The sequence below is a fragment of the Hymenobacter busanensis genome (assembly GCF_008727865.1).
In the GTDB taxonomy this organism is placed as follows: domain Bacteria; phylum Bacteroidota; class Bacteroidia; order Cytophagales; family Hymenobacteraceae; genus Solirubrum; species Solirubrum busanense.
The window spans coordinates 290790-314058 of the sequence record NZ_VTWU01000003.1; the positions used below are offsets into that span (position 1 = coordinate 290790).

A 23269-nucleotide genomic window follows, 5' to 3' on the forward strand; every position below is an offset into this window, starting at 1 on the left:
GCAGATCGACAGAAGCCCGTTGTCGTTGTGGCTGGCTGCGCAAGCAGGCGGTTGCAACGGCAACGGGCTTCGCCGTTTTTCGCCACACAAATGAGGCCAGAAAATACCGTGGTGCCGAGAAAAAGCCTCATTGAAAATTTATAGAAAATAAACAGCTTAATATTTTGCGGTTTGCGCCTAGTGAATACATTTGAGCCATTACGGCGGCCTTAATGCCGCTTCCCGCTCCGATTAATTAGTCCGCTTACCCACACCTGTTGTTGGCTTCTTTGCTTAGTGCAAATTTATTGCACTGCGGGGAAGCTGTTGTCTGAACATTTTGCGCCGGCCCCTTCACGGGCCTCCGCAACTGCTTTTTCGTTCACCTTCAACAGCGTGTGTATGCAGAAAAACCCGAGCGGGCAGGGCCCGCAGGCCAGCCAGCTACGGCTTGGCAGGGCCGCCATCAGTCCCCATAGCTTACGCGTATCCTTTAATGTACTTGCCCCATGTTGTTGAAAAAGATTACTCTAGTTGCCGGCATGCTCTTTTTGCTGAGCGGCCACGCTTTCCAAGTGCTTGCACAAACTCCCTACGACCCGTCGACCGACGACTACGAGCCCGACGGCGGCAAAGCCGTGAGCGGGGTGGTAAACACGGGCACGGACATAATGGACTACTACGGCAAAACCTTGCAGGTGATGACCTGGGACCAGGCCGGAGGCGACGTGGTGCTGTCGTGGGCCGTGGGCAACGGCGGCACCTCGAAGCACTTGGTAGTTAAGAAGAACCCCGGCGAAAAGCTGTCGGACCCCGATGTGGTGGTGGGCTTCAACGGGCCCAACCGAATTGTGGCTGCCATGGTGTACATCGTCACCGGTACCAATGGCTACGGACGTACGCATATTGAGCGCTACGAATGGGACCCAGGCGCCGAAACTTTCTCTGCTATTCAGCCCCGGGTGGCGCTGGGCTCGGTGGGCGTGACTGGTGCCCTGCGCGACCATTCCCACCCCAATATCGACGGCAACTCGCGCGGCAACCTGGGCATTGTGTGGCAGGAAACCACCAGCGAAGAGGCCCGCGTAACGGTGGTGTCGCCGTCGTACCCCACGCCGGGCTTCAGCTACACCCAGCAAGTGACCTTTTCGCAAGCCTACGGGGCCTACGGAACTTTAAGCGGCTCCATCGGGTGCAGCCTCCGAGGTACGCTGGTGTCGGGAGAGCCCAGCCTGCTGGAGCAAAGCCTGAACCCCGACGTGGCCATTTCGGAGGGCCAGAACCAGTTCCTGTCGTACACCTACATCCGGCACTTCGTGGATGCCACCGGCAACTACAGCATCCACGACAACCTGGCGGTAAAGCAGTATCCGTTTGACCGGTGCCCATACACAGAAGTGGCTTCCTACGAGTGGGGCGGGGTATCGGGCACGCCGCGCATTGCGGCCAGCGGCAACCCGCAGCTGAGCCAGGACGTGGAAATAGCCATTAACTGGGCCTCGGGAGCCTGCGTGCCCCGTGTCGGGCCGGTGAGCTACTACGGCATCCTCAACTTTGGCAAGAGCCAGGGCACCTTCCGCCCGGCCGGCACCTCGGTGACCAACAACGCCTACATCAACAACCCCGCCGCGCAGCCGGTGGTAGCCTACTATGGCAACTACGGCGAGACCAAGGATTCCTACATTATCACGTGGGCCGGCGCCGACTACGAAACCGGCCAGGCCTACGACATCTGGGGCCGTACACTGCGCAACGGCGACCTGGAGCCCACGGGCCAGGGCTTGAGCCGCGTCAACATGCGCATCGATGGCAACCAGGTTATTCCCAGCGTAGCCGGCCGGCACTTAACAATTCCGTACGGGGCCGGGCACCTGTTTGTGGACGAAGGCAACGCCAGCATGGTCTACAAAATGACCCGCGCCCAGGCCGGCATCGACCATCTGCGCACGGCCTCGCAACCGGGCCGCATCACGCCCGAAGCCAGCCCCATCGACATGTACCCGAACCCCTTCACCGCTACCGTCGATTTTCGTCTCGCACTGCAGCCCAACGAGAAAATCAGCCAGATCATCATCACCGATCTGGTAGGGCGCGAGCAAGGCCGGTTGACGGGCAAAGACGTCATCGACGGCCAGTTGGTGCACTGGAAGCCCGGCGCCAAGCTGCCCAGCGGCAACTACGTGGTGAAAATGATTACCAACCAGCGCACCGAAAGCCGCATGCTCAAGAAAGAGTAACGCTGTTTTCGCCCGGGCTACCAACGCCCTAAACGCCACAAGCCCCGCCAGGAAATCCTGGCGGGGCTTGTGTGTTCAAGGGGCATTCCGGCCGGGTTAGGCGCGGGCGTAGGGGAACATTTTGGAGCACTTGCGCATGATGGCGTTGATGATGGTGCTCGTGTCGGAGCCGAGGCCGCGCGAGAGGCTCTTGTCGTACTTCCAGAGCAGCTCGCCGGTAGCCCCGTCGTTGATGCTGATGCTGGTGCGGCCCGAATTGGTGGGGCCCGACACGCCCACGAGCACGGTCATGGCCACGGCCGCGCCGTCGGAAAGAGGCTTGTCGGTGACAAATGTGCCCGACACCACGCCGTCGACGCCCAGCAGCTTGGCCAATTCCTCGGTGGTTTTGGTAGCCAGGTTATCGGGCGTTATGCCGGCTTTGGCCAGCAGGGTGTTGGTTTTGTTCACGTCCTGAAAGCTCACCGTGAAATGGTCCGACTCTTGGTGCTTCAAGAAGTAAGTGTGGAGGGCGCTCTGGATATTTTTGCCTTCCTGCAATTCCTGCTCGTGCACGGCCGCGGGCGTCATGCCTTTGGGCAGGCGCTTGGTGGTCATTGTTACGGCAAAGGGCAGCACGGCCAGCTGCTTGTGGTGCTGGGCCAGGGTTTTGAACTGCGGACTTTCGTAAATCTCGCGGGACTGGGCTTGGGCGGTGATGAGGGCGGCGGCAGTCAGCCAAATGGCAGCCAGCAGCAAACGGAAGCGTTTCATAGCGTTGTGTGGGTTTGGGTCAGTGTTGGTGCAAAACTAGCTTGACCTCAAACGCAGCACAATCACATGATTTTCATAGCGTAAGCTTTGGCGTTGCGGCTGTTCTGGCGCTGCAGCAACCCGGCTATTCCAGGGCCCGGCTTTGGTAGAGCAGGTAGCCGATGTGGCCGAACACGCCCCAGTTCTTGGCCTTGTCGTCGTAGTGCTCCACGTGCAAGGCCAGCGGACCCACCACGGTTTGGTAGATGAGGCCGCTGCTGGCCGTCAGGCGGGGGCGGTCCAGGGCAAAGCGACTGTCGCGGATGGCGGTTTGGTCGCCGGCTTGGCGCAGGGGCTGGTGCCGCACGTGCAGGTAGGCTTCGGTGCGCCATTCGAGCTTGCCCAGCACGTTTTGGGTGAAGCGCAGCCCGCCGGCCACGTAGCGCGCCGAGCGGTAGTTTTCCAGAAACAAGGTGCGCGAATCGGTTAGCGGGGCAAAAATGGGGGCCGCCGCCAACGACGAGCGGTAGTTGAAAAACCGCGGCTGGCTGCTGAGCATGATTTCGGCAAAATAGCCCCAGCTCTGCTTTTTGTTGGGCAGCGGGAAAAACTGCTCGGTGAAGGCCCGGAACTGCAGCCAGCGGCGGTACACTTCGCGCTCTTGCTTGAAATAGGCCGTGGTGCCGGGCTGAAACTCTTCGCGGCCATACACGCCGCGAACCGTAAACACCGCCCGCCGCCCGCTGGTGGCGTATTGCTTGCGGTTGAGCGAGTTGCGGGCAAACTGCACCGCGCCGGTGTAGCCCGTGAAATCTGTTTCGTCGAGGTTGTCGGTCGAGTTGAGCTGCTCCACGTTCGAGTATTCGTCTTGGCGCGTAAACCAGGCGCCTTCCAGCAGCACGCGGCTGCGGTAGTTGGGGCTCACGCCCACCTGCAGGCCGGCTTTCAGGTCCTGCTGCCGCACCTGGGTGCTTTGCACGCTGCGCCCCAGCAGGCCGCCGGTTTTCTGGTAGTTCCACTGGTTGTACACAATGGTCGGCTCCAGGTAGTAGGAGTAGCGCGCCGGCACGTTCATCCGAAACGAACCCTTGGCCGCGTTGTAGAACGAGCCGATGTTGACGCTGGCCGCCGCCTGGTACAGAAAATTGTGCAGGAACCGGTATTCGAGGCCGAAGTAGAAGTTGTCGACGGGGCGCGTGGCCAGCGCAAAGCCCACCTCGCCCGAGAGGTTGTTGTTCTGGCGCGCATCGAGGCTGAACACGTAGCCCTGCGAGGTTTTGTCGTAGCGGATGCGCGGGTAGATGTTGCGGAAGAAGTCGTCGGCGGCCAGGCGGTAGTAGCCTTCCTCGATGTTGTCGATGGTGTAGCTGCCGCCGGTGCGCTGGAAAAAGCGGCGCACATAGCCCGCCTGGTTGTCGGCGAGGCCCTGCACGGCCACGCGCGCAAACCGGGGCTCAGGCGCGCGCTCCTGAAAGGCCAGCCGCCGCCGGGCCAGTTCCAGCGTGTCGGCCCGGCGCGGAATGCGGCGCTGCAGCTGGGGCAGCTTGGCTTCGCTGGCCTTGATGCCAAGGTCAATCAGCTCGCGCACCCGGGCAAAATCGGTGGAGCCGTAGCCTTCCAAGTCGGGCTGAATGAAGATGCCGCCCGGGCCCACGGCTAGGGTGTCGGCCACGGAGGCGCCCAAAAACACGATGGAGCCGAGCAGCAGCTGGTCGTCTTTTTCGTACGGGTATTTCTTGTAGGCCACATCGCCCACGTTCACCCCAATGATGATGTCGGGCTTGAACTCGGCGCGCATCACATCCACGGGGAAGTTGTTGTAAATGCCGCCGTCGAAGAGGTAGCGGCCGTCGGGGTTGCGAATGGGGCGAAACGCCAGCGGCACGGCCATGGAGTTGCGCACGGCGTCGGAAATCGAGCCGTCTTTCTGAATGACCTGCTTGCGGGTAAACACCTCGGCCGCCAAGCAGCGGAAGGGCACGAAGAGCTTGTTGAAGTCGTAGTCGGCAATGGCGCCGGCCGGGGCCAGCATTTTGGCCAGCACAAAGTTCAGGTTCACGTCGTTCACCAGGTTGGGCGTCACCCGGGTGCGAAACGACGAGTCGATGGCCAGCCCCACGTGCAGGGCCGAGGGGTTGGGGTCGGCGGTGATGTAGTTGAAGGTTTTCTCGGCCGACTGCTTGCCCGACACCCAATACTGGAACTCGGGGTCGAGCACAATCTTCTCGATTTCATTCGGCGAGTAGCCCGCCGAGTACAGCGCGCCCACCACCGAGCCCATGCTCGTGCCCACGATGTAGTCGACGGGAATGCCGTTTTTCTCCAGCACCTTGAGCACGCCCACGTGGGCCAGGCCTTTGGCCCCGCCGCCACTGAGCACCAGGCCCACTTTTTGGGCCGAAGCCCCCCACGAAATCAACAGAAGAAGCGCCAGCAGGCCGCGGCGTAGAAAAAGCATCATATAAAAGAGGGAAAGAGTTGCGGGAGCCGGCCGCGCAGGTTGCGCTCCGCAATACGCCCAATACGCACGAGGTAGGCTTCTGAGTTATAAAAAGATAATTGGGTCTTCGACGGATGCCGAAATTGTGCCAGCCGTCTATCTTAGGCCCGTTTTAGCGCCGCTGCTGCCTGCACCGCGGCGGCATCGTTTGGCATTCCATTTAGCACATACTATCCATGAAACACGCTTACCCATTGCTGGCTGTGCTGGCCCTTGCCAGTATCACGGCCCAGGCCCAGCAGTTTCGGCCGTTCCGCACCGGCACGGCCCACCAGTTCACCGAAACCTCCGCCGCCGACACCATTCATACGCTGCGCCTGGAAAGCGCCGCGCTGGTCGGTTCCGACTCGGTATTCCGCTTCAACGGGCGCGTGGTGCCGGTGCGGCGCGTGCTAGGCACCACTTGCTACCTTACCCATGTACAGCGCCCCGACAACCTCTTCGGGGCGACGCTCACCAAGCGCGCCGCCGGCACCGAGTACGTGCTGACAGCGGCCAACGGGCGCACCTTCACGCTGCGGCCCCGCGCCGCGCTGGGGCAACCCTGGGCGGCTACCAGCACCGGCCTCACGGCCCACGTAACCGCCCGCGCCATCGACAACGTGCTGGGCCTGCCCGATTCGGTGGTGACCATTGCGCTGTCGGACGGCAAAACGCTGCGCCTGAGCAAGCACTATGGCTTGGTGAGCGGCCCGGCGCTGGGCGCGTACCTCAACGGCCGCCACGCTGCCCGGCAGCTCACGCTGAGCGCGTTGCCGGGTCTGCGCCTGGGGGCGGAAAAAACCGGCGCGCCGGCCGTGTACGACTTCCAGCCCAGTGACGTATTTCTGCGCTACAGCAAGCAGGAAGGCTCTTTGAGTAATCTGTGTTCCGAAAGCTGGGTGCGCGACAGTGTGCTGACGCGTGCCCTCAGCCGCACCGGCGACACCATCACGTACCGGATTTGGTCGCGCAAGCTCACCCGCACGTATGGGTCGCCGGGGGCGCCGGCCGGATTCTGTCAGGGCTCTGCCGGTACGGTGCTTGAGCCGGCCCGGACTACCGAGCTACAAGTGACGCGAAGCCAGCAAGCGGGAGCTCCGGCAACGCTTACTAATACCACCGTCGGCAACATCGTGCCCAACGGTTTTGTGGCGGTGGGTTTCGGGGCCCGGCGCACTCCCAACTACTACGGCCGCGCCACCCAAAGCCTCGTCGACCGGCAGGTGTGCGGCGTGCAAACCGGCGACAGCGTGCGCCTGGCCGATATCATCGACAACGGCCGCGAGCAGCGCTACACCGCCGGACTGGGCCTGGTTTTCTTGTCAAATTGGGGTATTTACAGCACCCTCACTACCACCCTGCTGGGCTACCGCAAAGTAAATCTGCCCACCAGCACCGGCACGGAGGTATGGGGCGTGCTGACTACTTTTCCCCAGATTCTGAAAGCCGCCGATTACCGCCCGGCCGCCAGCACGGCCGCGTTTCCCAATCCGTTTACCTCCGATCTGACGGTGCGCTTCGACGCCCAGCGCAGCCAACAAACGCAGGTGCAGCTTTACAACAGCTTGGGCCAGTTGGTGCACGAAACCAGCCGCCCGGTAGCTGCCGGTGTGCAGCAGTTCATCTTAGCCGTGCCCACGGTGCCGGCCGGGCTCTACAGCCTGCACCTGCAGCACGACGGCCGCACCGAGGTGCTGAAAGTGCTGCGGGCGCAGTAACCGCACGGGCACCGCAAGCCGCCCGATGTTGCTCATCGGGCGGCTTCGACCAGCGGCAGTTGTGCTATGGAATGTCGAAAGCACATCGGGCGGAAGATCTACCCCGCGGTGAGCGGAAACCGAAGCGTAACGAGCAGTTCGCCTTCGGCCTCGGTGAAATCAAGTGTCAAACCCAGCGCCTCCGCCAACCGACTGCTGATCCACAGGCCCAGACCGGCACCCTCCTGCCATACATCGGCTTGGTAGTAGGGCGTGGTGAGGCGGGCGAGGTTGGGGCCGAGCGGCACAAGCAGCGCGTTGCGAATGCGCAGTACGGGGCGGCCCGCAGCATCGGAGCCGAGGTGGACCTGCACCGCCGCGCCGGGTGCCGCGTGTTTGCGGGCATTGTCGAGCAGGTTCAGCACAATGGTCGTAAGCTTGTCGACATCGGTGCGCACGCGGTAGTCGGGCATGGCGTCGTCGAGGTGCAGGTGGAGGGTGCGGGCGGCAGCCCGAAACTGCGGCAGCACCCGATCCACCACGTCCAGCACCAGTTCATCCAGTGCCGCTTCCTGCCAGTGCAGCGGCAGCGCGTTGGTGGTGCGCAGGCGGCTCACCAATAAAAAGTCCTCCACCAACCGCCCCAACCGGCGTAGCTCGGCGCCGTGCCCGGCTAGCACGGCGCGCACAGCGGCGGGCACCTGCGCGTCGCGGCCGGTCACTTCCAAGCCTAGTTGCAGCGTGGCCAGCGGGGTGCGTAGCTCGTGCGCCGCGGCGGCCAGGAAATTGTCTTGCAGGGCGGCCTGGGCCTGCAGGCGGGTCAGCATGGCGTTTAGGGTCTCGGCCAAGGTCTGCACTTCGTCGCCGGTCGCGGGCACGGGCAGCGGCTCGATGGCGGCGGCATTCTGAATGCGTTGGGCTTGGGCACTGATGCGCCGCAACGGCCGCAGGGCCACGCCGCCCAGCCAAGCCGCCAACACCGCTGCTAGGCCCGCGCTGCCCAGCAACCCCAGCAGCAATGCCAACCGAATACGCCGCAACTCGGCATTCAGCGGGGCGGCCGGGTGGGCCAGCCACAGCGTAAGGCGGCCGGTAGCCAGCGCCTCGTTGGCCCCCACACCGGGCGCCGCCGCCGGGCGCGCAACGGCCAGCACCCGCTGCCCGTCGATGGCGACACCGGGCGCCTCGGCGGCCGGCGCTGGGTGACCCATCGGGAAGCCGGGCGAACGGAACAGCTCCCAAGCGGGCCGGTTGGGCAGCGCAAGAACCACACGCATTTGTTCGCCGGCTACGTCGGGCAGGGGAAGGGTTGGCAGCGGGTCGAGACTAATGCGGCCGAGCAGATTCGTGGCTCGGGCGCGCAGGCGGTTGTCGTCGGCGCGCAGCAGCAATTGTCGCACGCGCAGGTACTGGTAGCCGCCGGCCAGCAGCGTGAGCAGCAGCAGCACGCCACCAAAACCCAGCAGCAACTGGCGGCGCAAACTCAGCGGGCGAAACACAGCGGCCATAGGTCTTTACACGCGCGTAGCTGGGTCGCGCAGGCGGTAGCCCTGCCCAACCACCGTTTCCAGCAGCGGCTCGGCAAAGCCGCGGTCAATTTTCTTGCGCAGCTGCGACATGTGCACCTCAATTACGTTCGAGCCCATGTCGAAATCCACGTCCCAGACCTTTTCGGCAATGCGCGTTTTGCTGACCACCCGGCCGGGGTGGCGTAGCAGCAATTCCAGCAAGGCAAACTCGCGGTTGGTAAGCGCAATGGGCTGCCCCGCCCGCGTCACGCGGCGCTGCACGAGGTCCAGCTCCAGGTCGGCCACGCGCAGCGGCGCGGCGTCGGTAGTGGTGGGGCCGCGCCGCTGCACAATGCGCAAGCGGGCCAGCAGCTCGTCGAACTCGAAAGGCTTGCGCAGGTAATCCACCGCGCCGGCGTCGAGGCCGCGAATCACGTGCTGAGTATCGGTGAGGGCACTGACGATGATGACGGGCGTCGCAATGCCGAACTCGCGCAGGTTGCGCAGCACGTCGAGGCCGTTTTGGCCGGGCAGCATCATATCGAGCAAAATGGCGTCGTAGGGCACGGCGGCGGCCAACTCCAGTCCGGCCGGACCCGAGGAGGCCACGTCGGCGGTGTGGCCGGCTTGCGTGAGGCCCTGCTGCACGAAGCTGGCCAGGCGGGTTTCGTCTTCGACTACCAAAATGCGCATACGGCAGGTAAACTACGCAACACAAGCGGTTCGGCCGCCGCGTAAGCTACTCGCACGCGCTCAGCGCACAACGAATTTTACGCCGTCGATGGTCAAGGTCTCGGTTTGCAGGCGTTGGGTGGAGTCGGCCCGGATTTCACCGGCCTGCAGATTGCGCTTCAAGGCGGTGGCCTGCACCGTGGCACCCACCACCAGCTTCTCGCGCAGTTGCTCGCCTACGTGGGGCGGAAACAGCAGCACCTTGTCGTTGTCGAGCGCAATGCCCTGCAACCGGTTTTGCCCATCGAAGCGCAGCGCCGTGATGCGTCCGGCTACGGTGCGCAGATCCACCAACTCGGCCAAGGGCGGAGCCGGGACCCGCGGCGGTTCTGCCGGATGGGGCGGTGCCGGAGCCGGAGGGGGAGGCGGCGGGGGCGGCGCACTGCCGGGGACGGGCGGAGGCGGAGGCGGGGCTGGCGGCTCCGGAGGAAGGATGGTTACGCGCTTTTCTTCGTGGCTCAGCACGACCAGCTCCAGCCGCGTAGCCCCGCCCTGCAGCTTCGTCTTCAACGCTCCCACCCGAATCTTTTGGCCCGGTTTGGCTGTCGCCATCAGCTGTTGGGCATACGGCGTAGGAAAGTGAAATGCTACCTCCCGGCCCTGCTCGTTGCGCATGGCGAGGCCATCGTACAGGCCGTCTTCGTTGGCGGTGTAGCGCAGCAGCGTGCCGTCGTTTAAGCTGTCGTAGAGTACGTGCAGCGTTCTGCGCGAGTCACGCGGTGGCTGGGAAACCGAAACGCGGGACGCGCGCTTGGGTTTTGAGGCTGCCCCTTTATTGCTCTGCGCAGTGGCCGGCAGGGCAAGGCCCAGCGCCAGCAGGCCAGCCAGCAAGGGAATGGAGGTTTTCATAGCTCGGAAAGACAACCGAACCGGGGGTGTTCCCGGCCGACGCTTACAAACATCGGCCTGCCACCTGAACCGGGGCTGAAGCGCACATTAAGTTTTCTTCAGCCTGCCAAACGGCCCGGCTACCACTTGCGGAAGATGACGTACACGGCCGCCACCAGCAGCCCAAAACCCAGCACGTGGTTCCAGCCCAGTTTGTCGGTTTTGAACACGTACACGGCGCAGAGTGTGAACACCGTCAGCGACACTACTTCCTGAATGACTTTGAGCTGAAACAGGTTGTAAGGGCCGCCGTTTTCCTCGAACCCGATGCGGTTGGCGGGCACCTGAAACACGTACTCGAAAAAGGCCAGCCCCCAGCTGATTAAAATGACCCCAATCAGCCCTAACTTACTGAACCACGCCAGCTTCTTGAACTGCAGATGCCCGTACCAGGCAAACGTCATGAAGAGGTTGGAAATGGTGAGCAGCGCGATGGTAACGAGGCCTTTCATGGCGGATGATTTGATGAACAGCGGGAGTTTCTACGCATAACTTACCGCAAACGGCGCGGTCCGTTTGCCCCAGCCATGCCCCAGCCCATTACCTACCGCGAACTGACGCCCGCCGATGCCGCCGCCTTTCGCACCTTGCGCCTGCAGGCGCTGCATGCCAGCCCCGAGGCGTTTGGGTCGACGTTGGAGGAAGAGCTGACGTCCGTCGACCGGCGCTTCGCCCAGCAGTTTTCCGGCCCCGGCCGCTGCATCACCGGCGCCTTCGACGGCGAGCAGCTCATCGGCATGATGGGCTTCGTGCGCGAAACCCGCCACAAGACCCAGCACCGCGGCTCCATCTGGGGCGTGTTTGTGGCCCCCGAATACCGCGGCCTTGGTATTGGCACAGGCCTGTTTCAGCACTTGCTGCACCGCCTCGATGCCCTCGACGGACTGGAGCAGATTGAGCTGGTGGTATCGGAGCAAAGCCCGGCCGCGCGGCGGCTCTACGAGCGGGCCGGGTTCGTGGAGTTCGGCCGCCTGCCCGGCGCCTTCTCCTCACCCGACGACGGCCCGCCGGTGAGCGTGGTGTACATGGTGCGCCGGCGGCAGGAGCCGGGCGGGGCTTAGTCGGTGTGGCCGGGTACGTTCAGCAGTGGTTTGGCTTCCTGAGCCTGCTTTTCCTCGGCCGCCAAGCGCTTGATTTCGGCCTCCGAAACCGTGGGCTGCAGGTTGGTGAGGTCGGGCTGGCCGGCATCTACCCAGCAGGTGTACCAAAAGGCGCCCACCATGCGAATGGCGTAGCGCATTTGCCGCTCTACCTGCCCGTTCAGGCGCTGGTGGTACTCGCGGGTAAACTCCTGCGAATACACCCGAATGCTTCCGTTGCCGCGCTCCTCGAAGCTGTATTTCCGGTCTTCGGGCAGCTTCTGCGTTAGTTCTTTTTCAAAGCGCAGCACCGAATCGACGGCCGCGTTGGAGCGCGCCACGGTGGTCCAGATGGCCGTGGTGGGGTTCTTGATGTAGGGCGCCGTGCCGGTGAAAAAGTCGTAGTTCGAGGCCAGCAGCTCGGGCATGCGCGACTCCCACAGCCCGTGAATGCCGCGCTGGCCGGTGAGCTGGCCGTTGTAGTTGTGGGTGGTGTGCAGGGGCACGCAGGCATCGGCCACGTAGTGCCCCATGTCGGCCGCTAGGCTGATGATGCGGTCGGCGTCGCGCTTGCGGAAGGCGTCGGTGAGCTGGGCTTTCATGCGCACCACGTGCCAGGGCACTATCCCGTGGCGCTGCAGCGAGTCTTCGCCGTAGCGGGCCACGGCATCGGCGTAGTTGCGCGGCAGGCGGTAGGCCGCCGAGTCGCCGTACATGTCCAGGTCGATGAAGTGGCGCGGGGCTTCGCCTGGCACCACGTTGCGGCGCGAGTCGGGCCGGGTGGCCTGCACCGTGAGGTAGTCGATGCGCGACTTGAAGAAGCCCACCATTTCGGGCGGCAGCGTGTACACGGCCAGCCGGTTGATGCTGCGGTGCCCAAAAAAGCCCCAGGCGCGGCTATCGGGGCGGGCCGGCAGCAGCCAGCAGAACAACGCTAAAACACCAGCAAAAACGGGACGACGGAGCATGCGAACAGGAGGGGCAACGTAAAGCATTCCAAAGAAAGCAAAAACGCCCGGCACGGCTGGGCGTTTGGCAAAAGAAAGTTGTGAACCTCAGCCGCTTTTAGCGCCCGCGCTGCCCGGCAAACTTCATGCGGTAGTCGTGCTTCACGTCGCCCTTGCTGATGCGCGTGAGCTTGCTCTTGATGAGCTGCTTTTTGAACGAGGAAATCTTGTCGGTGAATAGCACGCCTTCCAAGTGGTCGTACTCGTGCTGAATCACGCGGGCCGTCATGCCGCTGAAGGCTTCTTCGTGCACCTGCCGGTTTTCGTCTTCGTAGCGCAGCACAATGTCGGGGCAGCGCATCACCCGCTCCCGCACGCCCGGAATGCTCAGGCAGCCTTCTTCGAAGCCCCACTCCTCGCCGGTTTCGCTGATCATCTGCGGGTTGATGAAGGCGCGCTTGATGCCGGTTTCGGTCGGTTCGCTGTCGTCCCCGTCTTCGTCGTCCACCATCGGGGCCGAGTCGATGACGAACAGGCGTACGCTCTTGCCGATTTGCGGCGCCGCCAGGCCCACGCCGTGGGCGTAGTACATGGTGTCGTACATGTCGGCAATGAGCTTTTGCAGCTCGGCGGCCGGAAAATCGGCCGGTATGTCCTTGGCGCGGGTTTTCAGCACCGGGTCGCCATAGGCTACGATGGGGTAAATCATCGGCGGGATTCGAGAAAAGATTGCAGAATGATGGTGGCGCTGATGCGGTCGACGGTGGCTTTGTCGCGGCGGGCTTTCTGGCCCAGGCCGGCGTCGCGCATCGTTTGGTGCGCCATGCGCGAGGTAAACCGCTCGTCCACTTCGTGCACCGGCACATCGGGAAACTCCCGGCGCAGCTGCCGCACCAGGCCCACCACGGCGCTGGTCACGTCGGTGGCTTCGTTGCGCAGCGTGCGCGGCATGCCCACCGCAATGGCCTCCAGCGGCTCGCGCTGGTGGTAGGCCTTCAGGTAAGCCAGCAAATCCTTGCTGTGCACCGTGTCGAGGGCTGTGGCAATGATTTGCAGCGGGTCGGTTACGGCCAAGCCCACGCGCTTGTGGCCGTAGTCGATGGCAAGCAGGCGGGCCATAAGCAGAAGCGTGGACGAAAGTGAATGTGAGCGGAACGAGCTGACAAAGATACGCCAACCGCCTGCAAACCGCTTCGCAGGCAACCCTTTGCTGCCAGCCACCGCGTAGCTGCGTGAGCGGGTGGCACTGCCAGCCGCTGGCAAGCCGCCGCAATCGGAAAAATGCTACTCCCGTTCACCCAAAGGTGTGATTGACAGGCCGTCATCGGTAGCAGACCTTTGCACTACCGCGCCCTGAAAGGATGCAAAAATAGCACAGGTGCAAGAATCGACTGGCTTATTATTGGAAAATGGCTATGACTACATGCGCAGTACTGCATTCTTGGAATCGTTCCAGTAAATTTGATACCTTGTTCGGCCGCAGTTCCTCCCTGTATAGCAGCTTTTTACTCCTTCCACCTGCATGAACATCTTCGCTGACGAGACCCCGCCGTCCCGCCAAGCCGATGTGCCCGCCCGTTCGTGGTGGGTGCGGTGGCGGCAGCCGCTGTTGCTGGCCGGTGCCCTTACCTGCGGCGTGCTCATTGGGGCCAACCCCTTTCGGCCCTCCGACCAAAACCCCGACGCCACGGCCCGCGGTTACCTCAAGTTCAAGGAAATCCTGAGCTACGTCGACCGCGACTACGTAGACACCGTGAATGCCGAGGAACTGTCGGACTACGCCATTCAGCGCCTGCTCGAAAAGCTCGACCCGCACTCGGTCTACATTCCGGCCCGCGAGCAGCAGCAAGCCGCCGCGTTTCTGCAGAGCGACTACGACGGCGTGGGCGTGGAATTCAACCTGTTTCGCGACACCGTAACGGTGGTTTCGCCGCTCAGCGGCGGCCCGGCCGAGCAAGCCGGCGTGCTGCCCGGCGACCGTATCCTGGCCATCGACGGGCAGAACGTATCGGGCGCGCACTTCACCAACGACCAGATTTTTGGCAAGCTGCGCGGCCCCCGCGGCAGTTCGGCCCGCTTGCTGATCTGGCGCCGCGGTCAAGCGCGCCCGCTCTCGTTTTCGATGACACGCAACCGCATTCCGAACGCGTCGGTAGATGTGGCTTACATGCTCGACTCGCAAACGGGCTACATCAAAATCAGCCGGTTTGCGGCCGGTACTTTTGATGAGTTCAAGGAAGCCCTGGGCCGCCTTTCGCGCGGCGGCATGCAGCAGTTGGTGCTCGACTTGCGCGGCAACCCCGGTGGCTACCTCGACCGCGCCACCAAGCTGGCCGACGAGTTCATCGGCGGTACGCGCAAGATTGTGTACACCGACGGCAAAGGCGACCAATACGACTCGCAGACGTTTTCGCGGGTGGCCGGCGAGTTTGAGGAAGGCCCGCTGGTGGTGCTCGTCGACGAAGGCAGCGCCTCGGCTTCGGAGGTGGTGGCCGGTGCCCTGCAAGACCACGACCGCGCCCTGCTGGTGGGCCGCCGCACGTTCGGCAAGGGCCTCGTGCAGCAGCCCATTACGCTCAACGACGGCTCGGAGCTGCGCCTCACCATTGCGCGCTACCACACGCCCTCGGGCCGCTGCATTCAGAAGTCGTACCGCAATGGCGTGGCTTCCTACGACAAGGATTTGCAGGAACGCTACAAGCGCGGCGAGGCTTTTCACGCCGACAGCATCCACTTCGCCGAAAACCTCCGCTTCCGCACCGACCACGGCCGCACCGTGTACGGCGGCGGCGGCATCATGCCCGACGTGTTTGTGCCCCGCGACACCCTGGCCCAGAACCGCTACCTCACCCGCCTGCAAGGCCTGAACCTGGTGCGCGAGTTTGCCTTGCAGCTCTACCAGCAGCACCGCGAAGAACTGCAGGAAATTACGCAGGAGCAGTTTCAGCGGGTGTTTCAGGTGAGCGACGCGCAGCTGCAGGCCCTGGCCAACCGCGCCGCCCAGGATGGCGTGGCCCAGGACCCGCCGAGCCTGCGCCGGTGCGCTGCCGTGCTGCGCACCCAGCTAAAAGCCCACGTGGCGCGCAGCGCCTACGGCAAAGAGGCCTTCTACGCCGTGTGGCGCGAGCAGGACGCGGAACTGCAGCAGGCCATCAAGGCGCTGCAGGACGGCAGCACCAAGCTGGCGCTGGGCGAGGCCGCGAAGTAGTGCGCCTTACACCGCAGCCCACGCCCGCCGTTCGGGAGAAGCTGATACGGCAGCATTAATGGTGGGTAAGTAGCGGGCAAATGCAACGAGCAACACAGCTGCAATGGCGGTGTGAATCGTTACCAAGAGCGGCGTGCCCATTAGCCACGGCTCGGCCAGCAGGCCGCGTTTTAGCAATCCGTTCAGCAACTGAAACAAGTACAGGAACTGAAATAGCAGCGGGCCAACGGCAAAGCCGGCAACCCAGGCCCACGGGCGGTGGTTGCGCACGCGGCGGTAGGCCACGGCCATCGGAATGCCGGCCACTAACAGCACCAGCGCGGTCATCAGCAGGCGGTAAAGCAGCCTGTTTTCGGGTGCCGCCAAGGTGCGAACGATGACCATTTCGTCGCCGCCACCCATGAGCAGGGTGAAAATGCGAGCAAAGGGCAGCGCGGCAAACAGCAGGCTGAAGCCAAGACCCTGCCGCCGAGGGCTGGGCGAAAACAGCAGCAGGCTCCCCAACCACATCAGCGCATAGGACCCGAGCGGGCCGGCCACGCTCGGCAGCGGGTAGAGGTCGGGGTGGGCGCAGGCTGTGCAGGTTTGCCACACGTTGAAAGTGCGCGGGCCGTAGCAGCCGCAGATGAGGCCGCCGGTGGCAATGTGGGCCAACTCGTGCAGCTCCGACACGAGCAGGTTGAGCAACAGAAACGCCACCACGTAGCGGAAAGTCAGGCGCAGCGTCATGAGGAAAAGCGTTGGGCGTGAAGGCCGAAGCGGCCACGGCTCCAAGTTCGGCAACGCCGGGGTGCGGCGCAGTCGCATAATCATGTGAAGCGCCTGCCGAAGCAGCCGCCATTGGCCGGAGCCCGTATCTTTAGCCACCGATTCCGCACCTAATTTCCCCACCTGCTTTCGTTTTCGCCATGCCGTACTACACCCGCCTCGGCCAGGTTCCGCACAAGCGTCACACCCAGTTCCGCCAGCCCGACGGCTCGCTCTACGCCGAGCAGCTGGTGGGCACGCTGGGCTTCCACGGCGTTTCGTCGCTGCTATACCACCGCAATCCGCCCACGCAAATCAAGCGCGTGGGCACGCCCGTGCCCTATGCGCCCAAGCTGCTGAAGGACCGCCCGCTGCAACCCTCGCACTTGCGCACCCTCGGCCAAACCACCACCGGCACCGACTACCTGCAGGCCCGCCAGACCATGATGGGCAACGCCGACGTGATGCTGAGCATCTGCAACCCCTCGGAGCGGCGCATGGACTACTATTACAAAAACGCGCTGGCCGACGAGGTGGTGTTCGTGCACGAAGGCTCGGGCGAGCTGTGGAGCCAGCTGGGGAAGGTGCGCTTCGAGGCCGGCGACTACGTGGTCATTCCGCGCACCATCATTCACCAGTGGCACTTCGACGACGCGCCGGTGCGCCTGCTGATCATCGAGTCGTTCAGCCCCGTGGAAACCTGTCGGCGCTACCGCAACCACTTCGGGCAGCTGCTGGAACACTCGCCCTACTGCGAGCGGGACATCCGGCCGCCCTACGAGCTGGTGACCGAAGACGATGACAAGGGCGAATACCGCCTGCTGGTGAAGAAAGAAGGCGCCTTGCACGAACTGATTTACGCCCACACGCCCTTCGACGTGGTGGGCTGGGACGGGTACTTTTTTCCCTACGCCATCAGCATCCACGACTTCGAGCCCATTACCGGCCGCATTCACCAGCCGCCACCCGTGCACCAGCAGTTCGAGGCCCACAACTTCGTCATCTGCTCGTTTGTGCCGCGCCTCTTCGACTACCATCCCGAGAGCATTCCGGCGCCCTACAACCACTCCAACGTCGACTCCGACGAGGTGCTGTACTACGTGGCCGGCAACTTCATGTCGCGCCGCGGCGTGGATCTGGCCTCGTTCACGGTGCACCCCAGCGGGCTGCCGCACGGGCCGCACCCTGGCACCGTAGAAGCCAGCCTCGGCAAAAAGGAAACCCACGAGCTGGCCGTAATGGTGGACACCTTCCGCCCGCTCTACCTCACCGAAACCGCGCTGCAGTACGAAGACACCGGCTACCCCATGAGCTGGAACCCCGACTACCCCCACGCGCCCCGGCCCGCCGATATGATGGACTAGGTGCCTGAGCTAAGTTGCAGTTCGCCGCCCCGCGCCACCCCGTGGCGCGGGGCGGCGTTGTTCCGGGCAAGTCGCATGGAAGCTGGGGTCGTTGGGCCTGCCCGTCGGTCGTAGCACGTTGGGGCACGGCCTCTATCTTTGGCGTTTCTTCCTCACGTCAATTGCTTGTATAAACATGCGTTACGCTACTTCTACACTACTCGGCCTGCTGTGCTTGCTGTTGGTGAGTGTCGGCTGCAAAAAGGAAGATGCTCCGGTTCCCGTATCGTTCGACGTGGAGGATTCCTGGCAGGCACTGGTGGAGCTGAACCCGTATGCTCCAACCACGATGTACCTGCCCGCACAGCGTATATATTCGACGTGCGCCGTGACGTGCAGCCGCAACGAAACCTCAATCGAGAAGCTGCAAAGCGCCTCGCTGAGCGGCGTGGAGCTGACCTTAAAACCGTCGCAGGCCCCGAACTTCGACTTTTTGCAGCAGGTAACCATCTACCTCATCAGCGAGCAAGGCGCCCAGTCGGTGCTGGCTTCGCTGGACCAGATTCCGGCCGGCGCCACCACGCTCACGCTCAAGCCCACCGACCAGTCGATGCTGGCCTTCCTGCGCAACGGCAGCTACATCATCAAGCCCTACTTGGAGCTAAAGGCCCCAACGCAGTCTTTCGCCAGTCTGCAGATGAAGCTGCGCTTTCGGGCGCAGGCCCACAAGCTCTAATACCGTACGCAGCCGCGTTGGCGGCCCCGCCCCGGAATCGGCTGATACGGGGGCGTCCGTGGAGCGCGGCCCAAGCACCATTCGGAACGAATTTTGAGCGGGGCCGCGGTGTTACCACTCCGGTACCACCGCAGCTCCGTTTTGGGGCGCTTATTTCGCTTCGTACATGAAAAACCTGTTGTTTGCATTGCTGGCCGTGGCCCTGGTAGCCACCGCCGCCTGCAAGAAAATCGACCAGCTGCTGACCTTCTACATCGAAGACTCGCAGAACTTCAAGATTCCGGCCACGCCGCTGCTGGGCCAGTTGCCCCTGGTTCCGATACCGGTAACTACGCGCTCCGACGAGAAATTCAAGAACGCCAATACCGCCGCCAACCTGGTGAAAGACGTGAGCTTGGACAAGCTCACGCTAACCGTCACCGACCCCAACAGCGCCAACTTCGACTTCCTCGAAAGCATCACCATCTACATCAGCACCGATGGCAACGACCGCGTGCCGCTGGCCTCGCTGAACCCGGTGCCGCTGGGCCAGAGCACCATTGCCCTCACGCCCAGCGGTGCCGTGCTCGATAAGTACATCAAAGCGCAGAGCTATACCCTGACCACCGAGGCCAAAACCCGCCGCGCCGTGGCCCAGGAAACCAGCGTCCGCATCGATACCCGATTCAAAATCACGGCCGATCCGCTGTAGCTTCTGGCAGCAGGCAGCAAACGTCCCGGTTTTCAACAAAACGGCCGGCTTCCTTACGGGAACCGGCCGTTTTGTTGGCGTCTTTGGCTGGGCTAGTGAAGCACCATCACCTTGCGGTGCTCCAATTGCTGCCCAGCCTGCAGGGTTAGCACATAGGCGCCGGCGGCCACATCGGCTACGGGCAGGCGCAGTTGCCGGGCTCCGGCGCCCAGCAGTTCGGGCGCCGCCAGGGTGCGCACAAAGCGGCCGTCCAGGTTCCGCAGCTCCGCCGATACCACTTGGGGCGCGGGCAGTTGCAGGGCCACGTTTAGGTAGCTGGTGGCGGGAGTAGGGTACACCTGAATCTGCTCGACCAACGGCTGGGCTTTGCGGCCGGCCAGCACGTTCACGTCAATCAGGGCCGTCCACACGCTGGTTTGGGTGCCGTCCATTCGCGTCCACACCGGGCGCACCACGTTGTTGTGGGCCGTGATGTTGCTGTAGTCGCCGAAAAACTCGGTTTCGGAGGGCGAGAAGGGCGACTGGCTGAGGCGGAAATTCTGGAACGTGAGGCCGCCGTCGGTGCTGCGGGCGCCGTACACGTCGGTGCGCACATCGGCGGGAGCGGCGGTGTAGTTGCGGCGGTCGTAAAACACAAACCAGAGGTGGCCAGTGGCCTGGTCGACGGTCATCCAGGTAAAAAACTGCTGGCGGCCGGGCGGGTCGTTGTTTACCCGAATGGGCGCGCTCCAGGTAGTGCCGCCGTCGGTGCTGCGGGCCAGCCACACGTCGGTGTCGGAGGGGCCGTTGCGCTGGTCGCTCCAGTTCACGTAGATGGTGCCCCGGTGCGGGCCGCGGCTCACGTCGCAGGCCGTAATGGGCAGGCCGTTGGCGCGGTAGATGCCGGGCACGGCAAAGTCCCAGCCGCCGGGCTGGGCCACAATCAGCCGCTCGCGCGGCAGCCAGGTGGCGCCCGCGTCCAGACTGCGGTTGAACACAATGCCTTGCGGCCCGGCCCAGGCGCAGTACACCTCGTTGTTGGGGCCGGCGGCGGGCACGGCGCCTTCCACGGTGTTGTCTTCGTCCACGGCGTCGCCGCCCTGTTTGCTGATGCGCCGCGGCGCGGTCCACGTGAGGCCTTGGTCGACCGATTTGGTGAACAGAATGCGGCTGCTGTCGCGGGCCGAAAGGCTGCCGTAGGTGTCAAACTCCGACCACGTGGCGTAGAGCGTGTTGGTGCGCCGGTCCACGTTCACCCATTCCTTGTCTTGCTGCTTAGGCGGATTCAGCCCGAAAAAGCTGCGGTAGGCAAAGGGCGCCCCGGCCGAAGCCGTACGCTGCACCAGTAGCCGGTCAATAAACGGGAATGGGCCGAAGACGCCGCTGGGGTTGGAGAGGTGAAAGTAGTAGAACGCCCCGGTGGTGTCCACGGCCACGCACGGGTCGCCGTACACGCTGTAGGGCGAGGTGAGGGTGCGCCACGTCCAGGTACGGCCACCATCGGTCGAGGAGTATTGGTTGTTGAGGTTGGCCCCGGCCACCAGCTCGTTGGTGTTCTTGGGGTTGATGCAGATGGCCGTTTCGTTGGGCCGGTTTTGGGTGCTCACCAGCACGTTCGGGTGCGGCGACTGAGCCAGCAACGACAACGGCAGAAGAAATAGGACGAGTAGAAAAAGTTGCTTCATAGATGGAGCTGGTAGAGAAACGGCGGAGGCGCAGCCGCCGAACCTGGCCGCCGCAGCACGAATTGGTTGTTACCCAATCGTTTTACGAGTGACAAGGTCCTGCGGCTGCGCCTCCTGATGAGGGCGTAGGGAATTGCCCTACCGGTTGCGGCCGTACTGCTCGTGGCTGCTCACCCAGTCGCTGCTGCTGATGGCGGAGGCCAGGCTCAACTCACCGGCCAGCACCACGCCGGCCACAATTTCGGCGAACTTGTTGACCGTACCGCGGCCTACGCAGTTCATCATGCGCAGGCACTCGTTTTGGGTAGCCAGGCCGGTACCGCCGCCGTGGGTAGCCACAATCAGCGACGGAATGGTCATGCTCAGGTACAGGTCCTTCTCGGGCGTTACCTCCGAGTAGATGACGCCCGCCGACGACTCCGCTACGTTGGCCACGTCTTGCCCGGTGGCAATGAACACGGCCGTAATGCCGTTGGCCGAGTGCGCACCGTTGTTGTTGGCCCCGCTCAGAAACGCGCCCACGTTGCTCACCTGCCCGTGGTAGGCCAGCTGCTCGGGCGTCACGCGCATGCGCTGCTGCAGAATATCGCGCTTGATGACGGCCTCGGCCACCACGCGCTTGCCGCGGGTGCGCATCACGTTAATCTGCGAGGCCTTTTTGTCGGTGGCGAAGTTCGACTCCAGGTAGAAGTGCCGGATGGGCGCGCCGCGGTAGTTCTCCAGAATCCAGGAGCAGGCGGCGAAGGTGGCGCGGCCCACCATGTTCTGCCCGGCTGCGTCACCGGTGGAGAAGTTGAAGCGCAGGTAAGCAAACTTGTTGGCCAGGTAGGTATCGATGTACTGCAGCTTGGCCACACGGGAGGTGCTTTCGGCTTCGGCCCGAATGGGCGTCATGGTTTCCTCCACCCACCGGCCAAAGTCGCGGGCGCCGCGGGCGTCGTCGAACACGAACACCGGGGCGCGCTGCATGGCGTCGCCGATGACGGTGCACTTCACGCCGCCGCAGAGGTTGAGCAGCTGCATGCCGCGGTTGTAGCTGGCCACCAAGGTGCCCTCGGTGGTTGCCATCGGAATGAGGAAGTCGCCCTGGGCATGCTCGCCGTTCACGCGTAGGGGGCCGGCCAGCCCAATGGGAATCTGGGCCACACCGGTAAAATGCTCGCAGTTGCCCTGCAGCATGTGCGGGTCGAAGGAGTACTTGTGCAGGTGCTCGAACTGCTGGCCCGAAAAATCGGCGGCGAAGCGCTGCCGGGCCTGAATGGCGGCTTCGGAGTAGTCGTCGCCGTCTTGGCGGGGAATGCGCACCCGCGAATCCTGCTGCACAATGGCGTCTTCCACCTCCACCGTCAGCTCGCCGAATGGGTCGGCCGAGAACTGCAGGCTTACCGGGTGCATGCCCTCGGGCAGGGCCTCGGTGTGCAGGCGCACCGTAATGCTGCGGCCTACTTCAAACTCCACCCCGCCGTCTTCGGTGCTCAGCTCGGTGGCGGGGCGCACGTCGCCGTCGCCCAGGTCGAGGGTAATGCTTTCGGGCCCCAGCGTGCGGCCGTCCACCTGCACGTGGTCGATGCGGGTGAGGCGCACCGTGTCGAGGCGGTTTTTCAGGGAAAAGGCAACGCCGCCGTTGTCGGGCAGGTTGTGCAGGCTGCCGCGGGTGTAGAGCAGCTTGAGCAGCATGGGGCTGGGCGTGAAAATCATGAGCAGGCGTGTGGTGGGATGAGGCGTTTAAGGTAAATATTTCCCGCGCTTCTCCTAGGTAAGGCTCTTTCGGTGCGGCGAGCTATTGCCGTGGCGCCGCCCCGTGGCTGGGCTTCCGCTTCGGTGGAGCTGCCGAGGCTTCTTCCCGAATGAACGTAATCGGCAGGGTATAGCTTACGGCCGCCGCTCGGTCGTTTTGTGTGCCCGGCTTCCAGGACGGCATCAGCCGCACCACGCGCAGCACTTCGGCATCAAGCACCGGCTCCAGGCCTTTCATCACCTTGGCGTCGGTTACCCGCCCCGATGCTTGCACCGTGAAATCGACGAAGACCTTGCCTTGCAAAGTAGCGGCATCGGGATACCGCAGGTTGGTTTTCAGGAAATGAACCAAGGCGGCCTGCCCGCCTTGAAACTCAGGCATTGGCTCCAATATCATCCCAACATACACGGTTTGAGGAAAGGTAGCCGCTGCTGGATTACGTACTGGGTACTGCCCAGGTAACACGTAGAGTGGAACGGCTTTGTTGGGTTGAGCGAAGGGCGGGCGCGAACAAGAAACCTGCGCCCACGCTTGCTGCGCACTCAGCCCCTGCACCATTACCAGCACCAGCGCCGCCAGAAACCACCGCAGCCGCAGCCGCAACGGCCGGCTCTCCGGTGCCAATTGCCCGGCCCTAAAACGCCCGCACAGCCGGCCATCGGGTGCGGCAGCGCGGGCCTGCTCTAAATCGGCGGCGGTGCTGTGCGTGAAATCGACCACCTGCCGATTGCAGCTGGCGCAGTGCCGACCCTGCGCGGAGGGTGTCATCTGCTGCCAGTCTTCGTGGCAGGCGTGCAGGTGCACATTGCGAATGGGCAGGGCGTGAAGCATAAACAGACGCGGACAGACAACAAGGGAAAC

The 23269-nt window shown here is 63.5% G+C and carries 20 protein-coding genes; 7 read left to right on the top strand and 13 right to left on the bottom strand.

Annotated features, from left to right (window positions below):
* The first annotated feature begins 554 nt into the window (after positions 1–554).
* Positions 555–2216, top strand: coding sequence for a T9SS type A sorting domain-containing protein (locus tag F0P96_RS09135; RefSeq protein WP_160620263.1), 1662 nt, complete (start codon positions 555–557; stop codon positions 2214–2216).
* A 96-nt stretch (positions 2217–2312) separates the two neighbouring features.
* Here F0P96_RS09135 and F0P96_RS09140 read toward each other — a convergent pair whose 3' ends face one another.
* Positions 2313–2969 (bottom strand): hypothetical protein, encoded by a 657-nt coding sequence (locus tag F0P96_RS09140; RefSeq protein WP_151078556.1) that lies wholly within the window; start codon positions 2967–2969, stop codon positions 2313–2315.
* 124 nt (positions 2970–3093) lie between these two features.
* Positions 3094–5409, bottom strand: coding sequence for a patatin-like phospholipase family protein (locus F0P96_RS09145; RefSeq protein WP_151078557.1), 2316 nt, complete (start codon positions 5407–5409; stop codon positions 3094–3096).
* Positions 5410–5624: 215 nt separating this feature from the next.
* On the opposite strand from F0P96_RS09145, the gene F0P96_RS09150 reads away from it, so the two are divergent.
* On the top strand, positions 5625–7148 hold the full coding sequence (locus F0P96_RS09150) for a T9SS type A sorting domain-containing protein (RefSeq protein ID WP_151078558.1): 1524 nt from the start codon (positions 5625–5627) through the stop codon (positions 7146–7148).
* Between the two features lie 98 nt (positions 7149–7246).
* Here F0P96_RS09150 and F0P96_RS09155 read toward each other — a convergent pair whose 3' ends face one another.
* The 4 genes from F0P96_RS09155 to F0P96_RS09175 all read right to left on the bottom strand — a co-directional run bounded on the left by F0P96_RS09155 (position 7247) and on the right by F0P96_RS09175 (position 10707).
* A complete protein-coding gene (locus F0P96_RS09155) occupies positions 7247–8635 on the bottom strand; it encodes a HAMP domain-containing sensor histidine kinase (RefSeq protein WP_151078559.1) in 1389 nt (462 codons plus the stop codon).
* Between the two features lie 6 nt (positions 8636–8641).
* Entirely contained in the window at positions 8642–9328 is a 687-nt protein-coding gene (locus F0P96_RS09160) for a response regulator transcription factor (RefSeq protein WP_151078560.1), read from the bottom strand.
* Between the two features lie 60 nt (positions 9329–9388).
* Positions 9389–10216 (bottom strand): hypothetical protein, encoded by an 828-nt coding sequence (locus tag F0P96_RS20935; RefSeq protein ID WP_160620261.1) that lies wholly within the window; start codon positions 10214–10216, stop codon positions 9389–9391.
* 119 nt (positions 10217–10335) lie between these two features.
* The gene (locus F0P96_RS09175; protein ID WP_151078563.1) at positions 10336–10707 is read right to left on the bottom strand and encodes a DMT family protein; all 372 of its coding nucleotides are present in this window, start codon (positions 10705–10707) and stop codon (positions 10336–10338) included.
* Positions 10708–10782: 75 nt separating this feature from the next.
* On the opposite strand from F0P96_RS09175, the gene F0P96_RS09180 reads away from it, so the two are divergent.
* Positions 10783–11316 carry a GNAT family N-acetyltransferase gene (locus tag F0P96_RS09180; RefSeq protein ID WP_151078564.1) on the top strand — a complete coding sequence of 178 codons (534 nt, stop codon included), beginning with the start codon at positions 10783–10785 and terminating at the stop codon, positions 11314–11316.
* Here the strand turns inward: F0P96_RS09180 and F0P96_RS09185 are convergent.
* The 3 genes from F0P96_RS09185 to ruvX form a co-directional block, all read right to left on the bottom strand.
* Positions 11313–12302: a zinc dependent phospholipase C family protein gene (locus F0P96_RS09185; RefSeq protein ID WP_151078565.1), complete on the bottom strand. Its 990-nt coding sequence runs from the start codon at positions 12300–12302 to the stop codon at positions 11313–11315. The genes F0P96_RS09180 and F0P96_RS09185 overlap by 4 nt on opposite strands.
* 97 nt (positions 12303–12399) lie before the next feature.
* Positions 12400–12990 carry a peptide deformylase gene (gene def / locus F0P96_RS09190; protein ID WP_151078566.1) on the bottom strand — a complete coding sequence of 197 codons (591 nt, stop codon included), beginning with the start codon at positions 12988–12990 and terminating at the stop codon, positions 12400–12402.
* Positions 12987–13400, bottom strand: coding sequence for a Holliday junction resolvase RuvX (gene ruvX, locus F0P96_RS09195; protein ID WP_151078567.1), 414 nt, complete (start codon positions 13398–13400; stop codon positions 12987–12989). Before ruvX ends, def begins: the two co-directional genes overlap by 4 nt.
* 403 nt (positions 13401–13803) lie before the next feature.
* Between ruvX and F0P96_RS09200 the strand changes: the two genes are divergently transcribed.
* Complete coding sequence (locus F0P96_RS09200) at positions 13804–15489, top strand: S41 family peptidase (protein WP_151078568.1); 1686 nt, start codon at positions 13804–13806, stop codon at positions 15487–15489.
* 6 nt (positions 15490–15495) lie between these two features.
* Here F0P96_RS09200 and F0P96_RS09205 read toward each other — a convergent pair whose 3' ends face one another.
* Positions 15496–16218, bottom strand: a complete 723-nt coding sequence (locus tag F0P96_RS09205) for a hypothetical protein (RefSeq protein WP_151078569.1) — start codon at positions 16216–16218, stop codon at positions 15496–15498.
* Between the two features lie 179 nt (positions 16219–16397).
* Here F0P96_RS09205 and F0P96_RS09210 point away from each other — a divergent pair, with 179 nt between their 5' ends.
* From F0P96_RS09210 to F0P96_RS09220, 3 genes are all read left to right on the top strand, one after another.
* Positions 16398–17600: a homogentisate 1,2-dioxygenase gene (locus F0P96_RS09210; RefSeq protein ID WP_151078570.1), complete on the top strand. Its 1203-nt coding sequence runs from the start codon at positions 16398–16400 to the stop codon at positions 17598–17600.
* Positions 17601–17775: 175 nt separating this feature from the next.
* Entirely contained in the window at positions 17776–18315 is a 540-nt protein-coding gene (locus F0P96_RS09215) for a hypothetical protein (protein WP_151078571.1), read from the top strand.
* Between the two features lie 166 nt (positions 18316–18481).
* On the top strand, positions 18482–19006 hold the full coding sequence (locus F0P96_RS09220) for a hypothetical protein (protein WP_151078572.1): 525 nt from the start codon (positions 18482–18484) through the stop codon (positions 19004–19006).
* A gap of 92 nt (positions 19007–19098) precedes the next feature.
* Here the strand turns inward: F0P96_RS09220 and F0P96_RS09225 are convergent, their stop codons facing one another.
* From F0P96_RS09225 to F0P96_RS09235, 3 genes are all read right to left on the bottom strand, one after another.
* The gene (locus F0P96_RS09225; RefSeq protein WP_151078573.1) at positions 19099–20670 is read right to left on the bottom strand and encodes a T9SS type A sorting domain-containing protein; all 1572 of its coding nucleotides are present in this window, start codon (positions 20668–20670) and stop codon (positions 19099–19101) included.
* A 138-nt stretch (positions 20671–20808) separates the two neighbouring features.
* The gene (locus F0P96_RS09230) at positions 20809–22368 is read right to left on the bottom strand and encodes a hydroxymethylglutaryl-CoA reductase (RefSeq protein ID WP_201743846.1); all 1560 of its coding nucleotides are present in this window, start codon (positions 22366–22368) and stop codon (positions 20809–20811) included.
* An 82-nt stretch (positions 22369–22450) separates the two neighbouring features.
* Complete coding sequence (locus F0P96_RS09235; RefSeq protein ID WP_151078574.1) at positions 22451–23239, bottom strand: energy transducer TonB; 789 nt, start codon at positions 23237–23239, stop codon at positions 22451–22453.
* Positions 23240–23269: the final 30 nt, after the last annotated feature.